General features: G+C 31.8%; 17 protein-coding genes. 15 read left to right on the top strand and 2 right to left on the bottom strand.

Features of this window, described 5'->3' with window-relative positions:
* The first annotated feature begins 171 nt into the window (after nt 1-171).
* The 7 genes from EO117_RS08540 (at nt 172) to EO117_RS08570 (ending at nt 6,301) form a co-directional block, all read left to right on the top strand.
* Nucleotides 172-1,110: a bile acid:sodium symporter family protein gene (locus tag EO117_RS08540; RefSeq protein WP_126940041.1), complete on the top strand. Its 939-nt coding sequence runs from the start codon at nt 172-174 to the stop codon at nt 1,108-1,110.
* Between the two features lie 266 nt (nt 1,111-1,376).
* A complete protein-coding gene (locus EO117_RS08545) occupies nt 1,377-2,684 on the top strand; it encodes an ATP-binding protein (RefSeq protein ID WP_240632612.1) in 1,308 nt (435 codons plus the stop codon).
* Nucleotides 2,685-2,746: 62 nt separating this feature from the next.
* Entirely contained in the window at nt 2,747-3,178 is a 432-nt protein-coding gene (locus EO117_RS08550; RefSeq protein ID WP_240632613.1) for a hypothetical protein, read from the top strand.
* 38 nt (nt 3,179-3,216) lie between these two features.
* Entirely contained in the window at nt 3,217-3,501 is a 285-nt protein-coding gene (locus EO117_RS08555; RefSeq protein ID WP_126940043.1) for a DUF2695 domain-containing protein, read from the top strand.
* Between the two features lie 58 nt (nt 3,502-3,559).
* Entirely contained in the window at nt 3,560-4,234 is a 675-nt protein-coding gene (locus EO117_RS08560) for a DUF6678 family protein (RefSeq protein ID WP_126940044.1), read from the top strand.
* A 238-nt stretch (nt 4,235-4,472) separates the two neighbouring features.
* A complete protein-coding gene (locus EO117_RS08565; protein WP_126940045.1) occupies nt 4,473-5,117 on the top strand; it encodes a hypothetical protein in 645 nt (214 codons plus the stop codon).
* A gap of 71 nt (nt 5,118-5,188) precedes the next feature.
* Entirely contained in the window at nt 5,189-6,301 is a 1,113-nt protein-coding gene (locus EO117_RS08570; RefSeq protein ID WP_126940046.1) for a tetratricopeptide repeat protein, read from the top strand.
* A gap of 191 nt (nt 6,302-6,492) precedes the next feature.
* Here the strand turns inward: EO117_RS08570 and EO117_RS08575 are convergent, their stop codons facing one another.
* Entirely contained in the window at nt 6,493-7,101 is a 609-nt protein-coding gene (locus EO117_RS08575) for a GNAT family acetyltransferase (RefSeq protein ID WP_126940047.1), read from the bottom strand.
* 1 nt (nt 7,102) lies between these two features.
* Nucleotides 7,103-7,279 carry a hypothetical protein gene (locus tag EO117_RS09300; protein ID WP_164727557.1) on the bottom strand — a complete coding sequence of 59 codons (177 nt, stop codon included), beginning with the start codon at nt 7,277-7,279 and terminating at the stop codon, nt 7,103-7,105.
* Nucleotides 7,280-7,858: 579 nt separating this feature from the next.
* Between EO117_RS09300 and EO117_RS08580 the strand changes: the two genes are divergently transcribed.
* From EO117_RS08580 to EO117_RS08615, 8 genes are all read left to right on the top strand, one after another.
* Nucleotides 7,859-8,299 (top strand): hypothetical protein, encoded by a 441-nt coding sequence (locus tag EO117_RS08580; protein ID WP_206168601.1) that lies wholly within the window; start codon nt 7,859-7,861, stop codon nt 8,297-8,299.
* Nucleotides 8,300-8,407: 108 nt separating this feature from the next.
* Complete coding sequence (locus tag EO117_RS08585; RefSeq protein WP_206168602.1) at nt 8,408-8,710, top strand: DUF4375 domain-containing protein; 303 nt, start codon at nt 8,408-8,410, stop codon at nt 8,708-8,710.
* Between the two features lie 188 nt (nt 8,711-8,898).
* On the top strand, nt 8,899-9,144 hold the full coding sequence (locus EO117_RS08590; protein ID WP_126940048.1) for an immunity 17 family protein: 246 nt from the start codon (nt 8,899-8,901) through the stop codon (nt 9,142-9,144).
* Between the two features lie 19 nt (nt 9,145-9,163).
* Nucleotides 9,164-10,393, top strand: coding sequence for a DUF695 domain-containing protein (locus tag EO117_RS08595; RefSeq protein WP_126940049.1), 1,230 nt, complete (start codon nt 9,164-9,166; stop codon nt 10,391-10,393).
* Between the two features lie 230 nt (nt 10,394-10,623).
* On the top strand, nt 10,624-10,926 hold the full coding sequence (locus EO117_RS08600) for a type II toxin-antitoxin system RelB/DinJ family antitoxin (RefSeq protein WP_126940050.1): 303 nt from the start codon (nt 10,624-10,626) through the stop codon (nt 10,924-10,926).
* Entirely contained in the window at nt 10,926-11,252 is a 327-nt protein-coding gene (locus EO117_RS08605) for a type II toxin-antitoxin system RelE/ParE family toxin (protein ID WP_126940051.1), read from the top strand. The genes EO117_RS08600 and EO117_RS08605 overlap by 1 nt, the downstream gene beginning before the upstream one ends.
* A 66-nt stretch (nt 11,253-11,318) precedes the next feature.
* On the top strand, nt 11,319-13,292 hold the full coding sequence (locus EO117_RS08610) for a class I SAM-dependent DNA methyltransferase (protein ID WP_126940052.1): 1,974 nt from the start codon (nt 11,319-11,321) through the stop codon (nt 13,290-13,292).
* On the top strand, nt 13,289-13,699 hold the full coding sequence (locus tag EO117_RS08615; RefSeq protein ID WP_126940053.1) for a restriction endonuclease subunit S: 411 nt from the start codon (nt 13,289-13,291) through the stop codon (nt 13,697-13,699). The genes EO117_RS08610 and EO117_RS08615 overlap by 4 nt, the downstream gene beginning before the upstream one ends.
* Nucleotides 13,700-13,793 lie beyond the last annotated feature (94 nt).

Consider the following 13,793-nt stretch of genomic DNA (forward strand, 5'->3'; position numbering starts at 1 on the left):
TCTGTATATATAGATTGTACTATGCATTGACAAATTCATTTGTGTTTATACTATGACAATATCATATGTCGTTCATAGTGATAGGGGATTGGTGCTTTTCCCATCTTTTATTTAGGATGGAGATTTGTTATAATTGAAAAGTTCTCATGTTTTATAGAAAGTAGGTTACATATGAATTTTATTCGTAGTATCAATCGCTTGTTCAATGATTACCTAGCATGGATTGTGTTGGCTGTGGCAGTCATCGCATTCTTAGTGCCAGAAGTATTCATGGGCGCAGCAAAACAAACAGTTCCTTTGTTACAGTTAGTTATGTTCAGCATGGGCTTAACATTGACAGGGAAAGTATTCTTGGATGTATTTAGACAACCGTGGCAAGTGATTTTGGTGTCCTTAATTCAATTCTTGTGGATGCCACTGGCAGGTTGGTTGGTAGGAATCATATTTGGATTCCCGCCTGAAATTGCCTTAGGCTTTATTTTATTAGGAGCAGCTCCAGGTGGTACCGCATCCAATGTAATGACATTCTTAGCGAATGGCAATGTACCATTGTCCGTATCTGCTACAACAGTATCCACGTTATTAGCGCCCGTATTAACACCACTCTTTATTGTGTTATACGCAGGACAAACCGTAGATATTGCATTCTGGCCAATGTTCATGTCCATTGTGAAAATCATTGCTGTACCAATTGCACTAGGGATTATTGTGAACTATTTCATCGGTTCTCGCATTGAACCTGTGAAAGAAGTCTTGCCAACAGTAGGTGCCGTAGCTGTATTGATCATCTTAGCTGGCGTCACTGCCGTTAGCCGTGATAATATTTTAGCCCATGGTGTGATGATTTTCTTGGCTTGCTTGGTGCAAAACGTGAGCGGTTATGTAGTGACATATTTCATTTGCCGTCTGTTCGGTTCTACCGTACCAGACCGCCGTGCTATGCAAATTGAAGTAGCTATGCAAAACTCTGCCTTGGCAGCTAGCTTGGCATTGAAACACTTTACACCACAAGCAGCCGTAGCAGGCGCCGTGTTCTCCATTATCCACAACTTTACAGGATCTATCTTTGCAGGCATTTGCCGAAGAAACGATTCTAAAGGTACACACTAATCTGAAAGTTAAGGTGCTTTAGGAATTGGTGCATTAGACAATTACATATCTATTAGAAACGTCATGTACTTTCATAATCTGTTGTAGGATGAAAGTATGTGGCGTTTTTTTGATTGTAATAAGAAACTAAATAGGTAGATTTAATTAAAAGTAGTAAATACGCATTTATTTTAAAAATACTAATTGGAGTTGTCGGTTAAGAATGCTATAATATAGTAAATAGATTTAATAAAAATGCGTATTTACAATATATTATTAAATGGGGTATGAGAGTGGAAGTACAAAGACCAAGATATTTAAATCAACTTATAGACAAAAAAGATAATGGAAGAGTAAAGATTATTACAGGTATTAGAAGATGTGGAAAATCTTATCTTTTATTTGAACTATATAGAAAGTATTTACTTTCTAGTGAAGTGTGTGAAGATCAGATTATAATGATTGCACTTGATAGTCTGAAGAATATCAAATATAGAAATCCAATTGAGCTAGATGATTATTTAAGAGATAAAATACAAGATAATGGACGTAAATACTATATTTTTATCGATGAAATTCAATTTGTAGAAGAAATTTCTAACCCATATCTGGAAGGTACTGACTCAAAGGTAAACTTTGTTGATTTGGTACTTGGACTTATGAAAGTTCCGAATGTAGACGTATATATTACTGGTAGTAATTCAAAGATGCTTTCATCAGATGTGCTAACGCAGTTTAGAGATCGTGGTGATGAAATAAGAGTATATCCATTTTCATTTGCAGAATTTTATCCATGTTATGAAGGAGATAAGGGAAAGGCTTTTGATGAATATTGTTTGTATGGTGGCATGCCAATGTCTGTACAGCTAAGTAATCATGAAAAGAAGAGCGAGTATTTGAAGAATGTGTTTACAAGCACCTATATTAAAGATGTCATGGAGCGCAATAAAATTCTTAAAGATGCATCTATCATGGATGATTTGTTGGATATTATATCTTCATCTATTGGTTCTTTATCTAATCCAAATAAGCTGGCAAATACTTTTATGTCAGAAAAAAATATAAAGATATCTCAGCTTACAGTAAGTAATTACTTGGATTATTTTATTGATGCTTTTTTAATTGAAAAGGCTAGAAGATATGATGTGAAAGGAAGGAAATATATATCATCTCCGTATAAATACTATTTTTCAGATATTGGGCTTAGAAATGCAAGGCTAAATTTCAGACAGAATGAGCAGTCACATATTATGGAGAATGTAATATATAATGAACTTCGTATGAGGGGACTAAATGTAGATGTTGGTGTTGTGGAATATAACTATAAAGATGAGAATAAAAAAACGGTTAGAAAAAATTTAGAAGTAGACTTTGTTATCAATAGAGGAAGTAATAGATATTATATTCAATCGGCACTTAATGTTGATATAAAAGAAAAACAAGTACAAGAAACGGAATCCTTGAGAAGAACGGGAGATTCATTTAAGAAAATTGTTATAGTTAGAAACAACATAGTGCCTAGATTTGATGATGATGGAATTTTATATATTGGAGTAGAGGACTTTCTCTTGGATGAAACAGCACTGGATTTATAGAAGATTATAAAGAGTATACACATGATGAAAACTATAATAACTAAACATATTAAGGTGAAAATATGAAAAACGGTATGAAGTTTATACACGATAGAAATAGCAACATTCTTTTCAGCCTTCATGATAGTATGGTGAAAGAAATCACATATTATAACGAAACTTTGACGTTACAAGTTAATAAAATATATGAATTTGTAGAAGGTGAAGAAAGATCGTATCCAGGTAAAATATGTTTTGAAAAATGTGATATAGACCTATGCGATGTATTGATATTTAACAAAACCTTAGGGGAAGGACGCTTCAATGGAAAGTCTATTGGTTTACAACAATTTATAGATGAATATACAGACTCAGAATTTGAAATCATTATTGAAGGCTATTATGGCAATACAACCACATATACAGGATGGCTTCGGGAAGATGGAAAAAGACCAGTGTCGGCAATTATGTATGTTTGGAATAGAGGAGATATGGTGTATAACGTAAAAAAATAAATGATTTAAAACAATAATTTTATAAAGGAGAAAAGCTCATGAACAAATTAGAGAAGAGAAAACTACTAGAAGAATATCAAGTCAAACAAATGGAAGAATTTGAAGAGAACTTACCGATGGAAAAGAAATTATTTTATGAATTATTTGATTATCTAAATGATAAATCAGAAACGGTAGAGTGTAATCACGATTTTTCTTTAACAAATGAGTTTTTGAAAGATAAAAATACGGATATTGAAAAGGTTATAGAATTTTTGCGAGAAAATGGTGCTGGTTGCGATTGTGAAGTGATTTTTAATGTTGAGGAAAAGTTTGAAGAATAAAATGTTTGTATTAGAAATAGACTGGTAAATTTGAAAGTGTAAGGAAAAATAGTGATAGATGAAACTAATACATGATATTTTATGTGAAAAACTAAATCCGAGAAGTGGAGTTATCAAAATAAGTAGTTCTAAAGATGACGATAGAATTTATTTCGATATAAGTTGGGGGGGAGATTTCCATTTTATAGTTACTGGTTGGGTGCATTACGGGTGGTATTATGTACAAAGAGATAAACAATGTGTATCACCATCTTATGTTTATAAAGAACTAGATGATAGAGCTTTATCTGTTATGCAACACATTATAGACGAAATTGAAAATGGGAAATATAACAACAAAAAAACTGAAAAAGAAAAAATTAAGCAGGTTCTTGAAGAAAGAAATCTAACCTCTTTTATGAACAATACAAAATGGAAAGAACTGATAGATTCCATCATGGAGAATATGAGAGATATCCCGATACAATATAAGACGTTTTTTGATGAAGAAGAGCCTAGCATATATTGGACGATTGATGCTGATGAACATTTTTTTCATATGAATATGAGAATTGTTGAATGGTTTAAAATTAGAAGTAAATTTGAGAAAGTTCTTGGTCAAGGGCGTTTAATTGAGCCAAAGATATGTGTTACTGATAAAAAAACAGAAATAGAGCGTATGCTTAATAAATTTAGTATTCCTTATGAATATGATGATATTGAAAAATGTTTTATTATTTTTGGATATAGATGATAAACTATCTACTATTGAAGTAGCATCTGCTAAGACGGGCTCGATAATATCGGAATTTAATAGAATGATAAAAAATGTGAAAGAGGAAGTATAGACAATAGGATAATTTCAAGCAGAATAAATTGAAACGGTTCAACTAGAAATGGAGGTGCGTAGTAATGTAGAAATGGGGAAAATCAAAAATCTCGAAGAAAGAATAAAAAGTATAGTTTAAAAACGAGTGGAAAGGAGAGCCTGAATGAATTGTAGAGGGAGTAAAACAAGACAAAGAATTGTTAGAGATTATGAAGTTCAGCCTAAAGCACATATTAAGCTGTTAGCAAATCAACAAAAATATAGTGATGCAGGAGCAATTATTGAAGATGAATATTATATATTTAGTGCTAAGCATAAAACTGATGGCAAGAAGGAATTTATTCAGTGTGGCATGGGTGCGGCAAAAGATTTTTTAGAGCTAATTCATCACAAAGGGTTACCTCTTTTTAATCCTCTTATAAGCGAACCTCACGTAAATAATAGAAAAGAATATGACAATAGAAGGAGTGGGAATTTACAATCTGAAAATTGGAATGAAACTGCAAAGCAGCTTTATCATGCGATAATGTGGTTGATTATTTTATGGGATGCTAAGCCAGATACACCTTTATTTGATTTTAAAGATGATGTAATTAAGTATAAAACATGTGAGCCTTATGAAAGCAAGATAAAAAGAGTAAATACCACTATAAAGAATGGTGGTAAAGGGAAAACTCTGACTGAGATGATTAATGGATATAGAGCGGATAATAATATTAGAGATGAAATCTGCAGCTTTGATATTCTGAAAAATAAAATCCATAATATGAAAGACCAACAAGGAAAAACAATAGAATCTTACTTTTAGTTAATGCTGAAGGGCCAGGATAAAAAGTGAAAATAGTGTTTGTTAAATTTTAACAAATTAGGAGTACAGATTTGATAAATGAAATAAAGGCATATTGGGACAAGCAGAAAAAAGAATATGAGGATAGATATAAAGAGACATTTTTAAAGGACTATGAAAGATCAACAGAATACCTTATAAAAATGGAAAGCTACTTGTTATCCAAACAAAAAGAATATCCTTCAGATATTGATATAGTATGTACGCTGGCTTCTTTAAAGTTAGAACTTAGACGCGGTGAGTATATAAGATATTTAAATTCTTTTCTTGATAAATTTGAAATTTATTTAGATAATGCTCAAAAAGCAAGAGTTTACACCAATATTGCATTTAACCATGATTATACTGAAGAAACATTAGAATATTTACTAAAAGCAAAGGGTTTAGATTCTCCTTTTGTTGAAACATATACAGGATTGGGGCTTTATTACTTTAGTATGTACCAGTCTAATGAAAATAAAGAATGGCTTATATTGAGTCAAAAATATTTTGAAAAAGCTAAAAATATTGATGATAATTACGAATATTCCTTCAATCATGCAGTCTCTTTATATGAACTCAAAGAATATGAGAAAGCTAAAGAAATATTTTTAGAATTATTAAAACAATATCCTGATAGAATGAGTCTATTGCTTAGCATTGCATACTGCGAAGTATATCTTGGTAATAAAGATAAAGCAATATCTTGGTTAGAAAAAGTAAAGTCAGGAGAAGATGAAAATCACAATTTGAAAACAGATGATATTTCTGCGGAGCAAATTTTTGATGTCTATTATGTACTTGAAGAATTCGACAAATTCTTACATTACTATAGCGATGAAGTTATTTGTCAATACTATCTAGCTGACAGGGAACACTATTATTATGCTTTATGGTTAAAGGATGAAAAAGCAAAGTTTTTTGCCCTTGAAGAAAAAAATAGACTCTATTTAATAGATGCTATTGAAGAAGCTATAGTTGATGATGACTATGTGAGCGAGGAAGATAAGAAGAAATATATTGAGGAATTGGAAAAAGATAAAAGAGAATACGAAGAAATGATTTCTCGTGTAAAATCTCTAACTTTCAAACCAAAAGTGAGGCTTAAGCTGTATCTAGAGTTTTCTTGCTTCATGGTAGACTGTGTGAGGCATAAATTTAAATGAAATGTTGTAAAAGTTTGAAGTTGGCGCTACAACAAGTATGATAAATGAATAAGTTATAAAAAAGTTGCATATGTCTTAGGGAGTTATAGCAGTTTTGAGTATCCTAGCAGGCGCCGTGTTTGAAGAAATAGAAAAAGCGACAGACTGATTTACATATTGTATTTCAGGTCTCTGTCGCTTTTTATTGCAAATTATATAAATTTTAAAAGTTGATGTAGTGTATGGGGCTTGTTATTATAGGAGTTTGTAACACGAGTATTAAATGGTTTGAAATGATTTTGAATATAGAAGTTTAGAAGAAACTCATTGTCTTCACATTCAAGAAATTCCATAACACTGCCTACAGAATATTTTAGTTTTGATATACTTTCAAGGGCGAAACCTAAAAGAATATTTCCAGGGATTTGTTTTTCTTTAGGAAGAGCATAATTCTTCCCTAATTGTGCAATCAGATAGGCTGCTGTAGTATAAGATTGTATAGATTTATCAAGAATGCTGACACGAGATAGTTTATGTGCTGTTCTTTTACTAATGTTTTCAGCTTGAATGGAAAGTGGTTTAATAGCGATGGAATAATATCCAACTAATGAAGCATCTTTTGAATCAAATACAAGATAAGTGATAGATTGATCCTTTTTTGTAAACTCAATAGCATTATGTAATAAAAAGTGCTCTACATCGGGATTTTTAGGGCAAGAAAAATCGGAGAGTAAGTCATAAAGATTTTCCTCTCCGATATATGTCGGCTCGTCCTTATCTAAGTATACACGGATATTGATACTAAAATATTTATCAGACATATTACTTTCTCCTTTTTGACATTAAAGTTAAGATTTCTTTAGAATCAGTTAATTGTCGTCCGGGAAGTACTTGGTTTGGTATACGATCCTGTTCAGCTTTATCTAACGCTGTAACAAAACGTTCTACACTATCTGGGCTAGATACAACGAAGTTGTGAGTGATACTTGAAGTGGCCATATTAACACCTCCTAACATTTTTTATACTTAATTGTATTTGAAAACAGTTGATAAGAATGGGAATCCGCACTACTTGTCAATTTAATTATATGATTGACAGGATAACTCGTCAATATGTTAAGAATCTAAATTGTTATAATTTTTAATGTATCGAAATAATATATAATTCATGAATTAACTGTTATGGGATGGTGGTTACTATGATATTTAAATACAGTTAAAAAATAGCTAGTATCGCACCTATAATGAAGCAGAATAACCAAAAAGGTATGCTATAACGATAACGAATGCATAATTTATAATAAGGATACAGTAGCGAATGTCGCTTGACAATTAGTTATGGTAGATATACGATTTAGTTATAAGACTAGTTCAGGAAGCATATGAGGCCTTGGATATTTGAAACATTCTGTAGTGGTGATGATGTATTTAATAACAATATAATAATTAAGAGAGAAATCAAAATGAGAGGACCAACTTATATTAAAATAGAAAACTACAATATAATAAATATAGATGATACATTTACAAGTATTAGTATTTGCAATAACTTAGAAAGTGGAGATACCAACGAACTGTATGAAATTTATTTTTTTTGGTTCACTTTTTGAAGAACAAATGATTTGTGGTATGTATGATGAAAAAAATGAGATTAGCGATCCTTGTATGATAGTAGCAAAATGTATACATACAGGAAAAGAAATTTTACTCTATGATGAAGCTAAATATGGGTATAACCCTATGTTCTGTGATGAGATAAATTTAGAAGATATCAAAAAACGTCCACTTTCTAAATTAGAAATTCCAAACTCTAAAATTGAAATAGATTTTGCCTATAGCATTGATTTTGATGAAGAGAAAGAAGATTTTGAATTTAATGAAGATGACTTTACAGAAACTATTAACGGAGAAAAAATTTCTTTTGAAGAGGTTAAGAGAAATGGATTTGATTATATAAAAATTACTGCTATAGACGAACTAGATACCAAAAGAGTTATCTGTGAGTTAGAACTTGCATAAGTTTATTAATTACGAGAGGTAAAATATAAAAGCAACGAAAGAAGAATTTAGAAAAATAAGTAATGAAGACAAGTTGAAATATATTCAAATATAGAGGAGACAACTGAAATGGGTGAAACAGAAAAGGAATTAACATACGCAAAGCTTACCATAGAAAATATTAAAGGTTTAGATGAAAACTCTTATTATGATGTTGTTGATCCAATGTGGGAAACAATTAATATTTATGAAGGATATGATGAGTATATTCAATCAGCGCAGACTTTCACTTTAGAGCAAAGATATTTATTAGCCATTACTTGGTATTTTGCAGAAGTAAGTAATGGAGGTCATCACCAGTTTTTAGATAATTCTACAGGGATAGTTTGGGAAGATGCAATAAAAGGTTTCAAACATTTTGGAATGAACTAAACTACATCAAATCTCATCCAGAAAAGTTTGTATTTGAAGGAGAATACGAGAGCTTTTAGAATCGGCGCTAAAAAAGAAAAAGTAATCTTCTAAAAAGTTGAGAGAATGGTGCTTGAGTGAAGAATCTTTAGTGTGTGAAAAAGAGAAATAATTAGAGAAAAACTTGATATAGGAAGTAGATAAATGATATGGATGGAATATTTGAATGGTTAAGAGCACATTATCAGTATGTCTTGATAGCAGGTGGATTACTATTTTTAATCGGTGCTATACGAGATTGGAAATGGGTGTATCAAGCTACAGTCGGAGATAAAGCAAGGTACGCATTTATTTTTGAAGTGTGGGGTGAGAAAGGATATAGAGTCTTTATAGGAATATGTGGACTGTTGCTTGTCATTTGTGGTGTTGTGTTTTTAATGTTAGATAAACGATAAAAAGTGGAGGTAATGTAACATGAAATGGAATTCAGAAAATCGCGAAGAATTTTTTGCGTATATAGAAAAGCTTACGGATGAAGATACATATACGGAATGTATGGCAGCATTGGAAAGCATCCCTATGGAAGAACGGGATTACCAAGTATGGTATCAACTTGCTCGTGCGTATCAAAACTTTGCGATTATCGGCAATGATGATCAAGGAACACCTAGTTTTATTGGTGATAAATTTTTATTAAAATCGATAGATATTTTGAATTCGGTTAGAGAAGAGGGGAAAGATAAAGCTGAATGGAATATGCGTATGGCATATGCCTATCAATATTTAACTCATGAGGAAGAAAAAGCGATTCCTTATGCCCTGCGTTGGGCGGAGTTAGATCCTGAGGATAAGGATGCATTGTTAGTGGTAAAAGAGTGTCAAGAAGAAATAGAAAAAAGAGCCAATGTGGCTACGGAGAAAGTAATCGTTCAAGAAACTGGAGAAATTGAGGCAGACTGGGGCGTTTATCTATGCGATTCATTTGCTTACGACTTGCCGGCTGTGATTCGAGCCAATTTAGCTCTTAGGGATTTTGAATATACTGCAAACTACCCTAAAAGATTACATTTACAAATATTATATAAGAATGCTGATGACAACGGTTTTCCTACAAGAGAAGAAGGGGAATATGTATATTCTATAGAAGACGCTGTAGAAGAGATTGTTGAACAACATGGAGATATGTTAGCAGGCGTTGTGAAATGCGATGAGCGGGTACGTATTTTTGCCTATACTAAGAATGAGTTGGGGTACTACGATGAAATTTCTGCGGTGATGTCAAAAAACTTCCCTGACTATGCCTATACATTGGCAGTAGTAGATGATCCTGACTGGGAATTGTATTTTCAGGGACTGTATCCTGATAGATATGAATACCAAAGTATTATGAATATGAGGCTCATTGAGGATATTAAAAGTGATGGTGATAGTATGGTGCCGAGAGTGCTTGAACATTGCCTACTCTTTAAAACGGAAGAACATGGAGAAGCCTTTTTAGCCAAAGTAATGGAAGACAGTTTTATAAAACTTTCATCAGAAAAACAGACCGATAATGAGGATATAGATAAGGAATATCCATATGTACTTGTCATTGGTAGGGAAGATGCTTTTGAAAATATCGATGAAATTGTCTGGTATCTTATGGATCTAGCAGAAGAATTTGATGGGGAATATGATGGCTGGGGATGCCATGTTGTGAGGTGATATTTGGTTGATTGTATAATGAAATTGAACAATTGACCTCGTTATAATTTTAAAGTATCGCAATAATTTATAGTTAGAATACGAATATAGTATACAATTATATATCTATAAGAAACGTCATGTACTTTCATAGTCTGTTATAGAATGAAAGTGTGTGACGTCTTTTGAACATGTTGTATCGCAAAATGCGACGTATTAATGTATACTATGTATAAAGGAAGGTGATGGATATGGCACTAGCAAAGACAAGTAATGTCAATGTAAGAATTCAATCTCATATAAAACAACAAGCAGAACAAATTTTAGAGACGATAGGCATTTCTCGGGCAGCAGCTATTGATATGTTTTATAGACAAATTATTTTAAATAAGGGCATTCCGTTCTCATTGACAATACCTAAAGAGCTACCGATACATGAGAATATGGATGAAAGTACATTTAATGCTTTGATGGAAACAGGGTACTCGCAGGCAGTACGAGGGGAAACATATTCTGTTGCAGAAGTATTTGAAGAGCTAGAACGAGGCCTATAATGGAAACGTATAAGGTAAGAATTACGAAACAAGCAAAAAAGCATCTTATACTTATACGAGATTATATTGCCACAGGATTACAACAGTCTAGTATTGCAAAGGAATTAGTTGCATTAATAAGGGCAGAGATGTACGCATTAGAATATATGCCACATCGTATAAAGTGTATTGATGAACAACCATGGAGAGAATTAGGATTTAGAAAAATTAGAATAAAAAACTATTATGTTTATTTTTGGATTAATGAAAATGAAAAAGAAGTGGTTATTATCGCTGTAGTTTATGTAAAAATGGATCAAGCGAAGCAATTAGAAATGCTGAGATAGATAATAATAAAGGTATTATAAAAAATATAGGACTGGCATTCTAAATGCGCAATTTGGAGCAATGAAGTGAATAAAAAAGAAATGAGTACTGATCTTTGGGTGTATGAACTGTTAAAGGAAGCAAAATTAGATAAAAAATTTACACCACAAGGAAGTAATATAAAAGAAATCCATGAAGCACTACAAACCTCATCAAAGCGAGGAACAGGTAAAGTAGGGTTTCCTGAATATGTAGGTGTAGTTAAAAATTTCTTAATAGTAATTGAAGATAAAGCTGATACAAACAAACATATCGCTTTAACAGATAAGGAAATAATTAGTGAAGAAGTCGCTAGTGTTTGTGATTATGCTGTGAATGGTGCATTGTTTTATGGAAAACATCTGGCAAAACATACAACTTATAAAGAAATAATTGCCCTAGGAATTAGTGGAAATGAAAAAAATCATAAAATTACCCCTATCTACATAGATGATAGAGGAAACTATAAAGTTCTTGATGATTTGGAAACTCTAATTTCATTTAGTGAAAAAAATATTGACGAGTATTACACAAAAGAAATTTTAAAGGAAGATACTCAAAAAGAAAAAGAAACAGCTGAAATTTTAAAAGATGCTAGTGCGCTTCATGAAGATTTGAGGAATTACGGAAATTTAGAAGATAATAGTAAACCGCTAGTTGTTTCTGGCATCTTGTTAGCGCTTCGTGAAATAGAATACAAGAACTTTAGTATTGAAAGCTTAATAGGGGATACGCAGAAAACGGATGGTCAAAAAATATATGATGCTATAGAAGCGAATTTAGGGCGAGCGAATGTTTCGCCACAAGTTAAGAAAAATAAATTACTAAGTCAGTTCTCTATTATCCGTGATAATGTAAAAATAAATGAAGTAAATTCTAATCTAGGTAAAACACCTTTAAAACATTTTGCAGAATTTTTATATGAAAGTATTTATCATAGTATAAAATATAATAATTCTTCCGAAGATTATCTTGGTAGATTTTATGGGGAGTTCATGTCGTATAGTGGGGGAGATGGGCAAAACTTAGGAATTGTTTTGACTCCTAAACATATTACGGAACTGTTTTGTGATTTGTTAGACTTAAAACCAAGTGATAAAATACTTGATCCATGCTGTGGTACGGCTGGATTCTTAATTGCTGCTATGCACAATATGGTAAGTAAAACAGATGACGAAGGTGAAATTCAACATATCAAAAAACACCAACTTTTTGGAATCGAAGAACAATCGTATATGTTTACAATTGCTACTACTAATATGATTTTACGTGGAGATGGTAAAAGTAATTTAGAAAATGGAGATTTCTTAGCAGAAAAACCAGCACAATTGCAATTAAAAGGCTGTAATATAGGAATGATGAACCCACCATATTCAATGGGATCAAAACAAAACCTGCATCTTCATGAAATAAACTTCATAAAACATTTATTAGATTCTTTGGTTGAAGATGGAAAGGCTGCGATTATAGTTCCACAAAGCACCTTTACAGGAAAAACAAATGATGAACAAAAAATTAAAGAAGAAATCTTAAAAAATCATTCTCTAGAAGGTGTTATCACTTTAAATAAAAACACTTTTTATCGTGTTGGGACTAATGCTTGTATAGCTATCTTTACTGCACATAATAAACATCCTAAAAATAAAGTGTGCAAATTTATAAACTTTGAGGATGATGGGTATATAGTAAGAAAGCACGTTGGCCTTATTGATGATGGTTCACATAAAGATAAAAAACAACACTTACTTGATGTATGGTTCGATCGAAATGAAGCACCCACTAAATTCTGTGTAAAAACTACAGTTGAAGCGTCTGACGAGTGGCTACACTCTTTTTATTATTTTAATGATGAAATTCCAAGTGAAGAAGACTTTAGAAAGACTATCGCCGATTATTTAACATTTGAAGTGAATATGATAACACATGGTCGTGGATACTTATTTGGAATACAAGATAATGAGGAAGAGTATGAGATAAAAGAAATAGGACTGAAGGTGGCTGAAAATGGTGAAAAAATATGAGTAAGTTGAGTTTAGATAGTGTGGAATGGGGCGAATTTTTTATAGGGGGAGAAATAGGAGTATTTGAAATAACATCAACGTCTAGTGGAATAGATAAAAATAAATTAAATCAAAGTGAAGGAAATGTACCGTACATAACAAGAAGTGAAGAAAATAATGGGATTAATCTTTTTGTTAGTGATGAACAAGACTCTAAATATCAAAAAGATACGAGTGGTGTAATCACTATAGGTCTTGATACTCAAACTGTTTTTTATCAACCGCAAGAATTTTATACAGGACAGAATATTCAAATTTTAAGAAATAAAAAGTTATCTAAATATTCAGCTTTATTTATTATACCCTTATTAAAAATACAAATGGAGAAATTTAATTGGGGAGGTAATGGAGCTACTCTCACAAGATAAAAGCGAACTAAAATAATCTTAAATTGCAAGTAGAAATTGAACACTTTGATATAAATAATTTAACATCGTGAAAGAACCCTTAAAAGATACTTAG

The sequence above is a fragment of the Veillonella sp. VA142 genome, from assembly GCF_003992135.1.
Taxonomy (GTDB): domain Bacteria; phylum Bacillota; class Negativicutes; order Veillonellales; family Veillonellaceae; genus F0422.

Excerpts from the sequence above, each read along its gene's own strand:
- EO117_RS08545 (WP_240632612.1), top strand. The coding sequence starts at position 1,377 with ATGAGAGTGGAAGTACAAAGACCAAGATATTTAAATCAACTTATAGAC.
- EO117_RS08595 (WP_126940049.1), top strand. The coding sequence starts at position 9,164 with ATGAAATGGAATTCAGAAAATCGCGAAGAATTTTTTGCGTATATAGAA.
- EO117_RS08555 (WP_126940043.1), top strand. The coding sequence starts at position 3,217 with ATGAACAAATTAGAGAAGAGAAAACTACTAGAAGAATATCAAGTCAAA.
- EO117_RS08585 (WP_206168602.1), top strand. The coding sequence starts at position 8,408 with ATGGGTGAAACAGAAAAGGAATTAACATACGCAAAGCTTACCATAGAA.
- EO117_RS08560 (WP_126940044.1), top strand. The coding sequence starts at position 3,560 with ATGAAACTAATACATGATATTTTATGTGAAAAACTAAATCCGAGAAGT.
- EO117_RS08565 (WP_126940045.1), top strand. The coding sequence starts at position 4,473 with ATGAATTGTAGAGGGAGTAAAACAAGACAAAGAATTGTTAGAGATTAT.
- EO117_RS08600 (WP_126940050.1), top strand. The coding sequence starts at position 10,624 with ATGGCACTAGCAAAGACAAGTAATGTCAATGTAAGAATTCAATCTCAT.
- EO117_RS08590 (WP_126940048.1), top strand. The coding sequence starts at position 8,899 with ATGGATGGAATATTTGAATGGTTAAGAGCACATTATCAGTATGTCTTG.
- EO117_RS08615 (WP_126940053.1), top strand. The coding sequence starts at position 13,289 with ATGAGTAAGTTGAGTTTAGATAGTGTGGAATGGGGCGAATTTTTTATA.
- EO117_RS08580 (WP_206168601.1), top strand. The coding sequence starts at position 7,859 with ATGAAATTTATTTTTTTTGGTTCACTTTTTGAAGAACAAATGATTTGT.
- EO117_RS09300 (WP_164727557.1), bottom strand. The coding sequence starts at position 7,279 with ATGGCCACTTCAAGTATCACTCACAACTTCGTTGTATCTAGCCCAGAT.
- EO117_RS08540 (WP_126940041.1), top strand. The coding sequence starts at position 172 with ATGAATTTTATTCGTAGTATCAATCGCTTGTTCAATGATTACCTAGCA.
- EO117_RS08550 (WP_240632613.1), top strand. The coding sequence starts at position 2,747 with ATGAAAAACGGTATGAAGTTTATACACGATAGAAATAGCAACATTCTT.
- EO117_RS08575 (WP_126940047.1), bottom strand. The coding sequence starts at position 7,101 with ATGTCTGATAAATATTTTAGTATCAATATCCGTGTATACTTAGATAAG.
- EO117_RS08605 (WP_126940051.1), top strand. The coding sequence starts at position 10,926 with ATGGAAACGTATAAGGTAAGAATTACGAAACAAGCAAAAAAGCATCTT.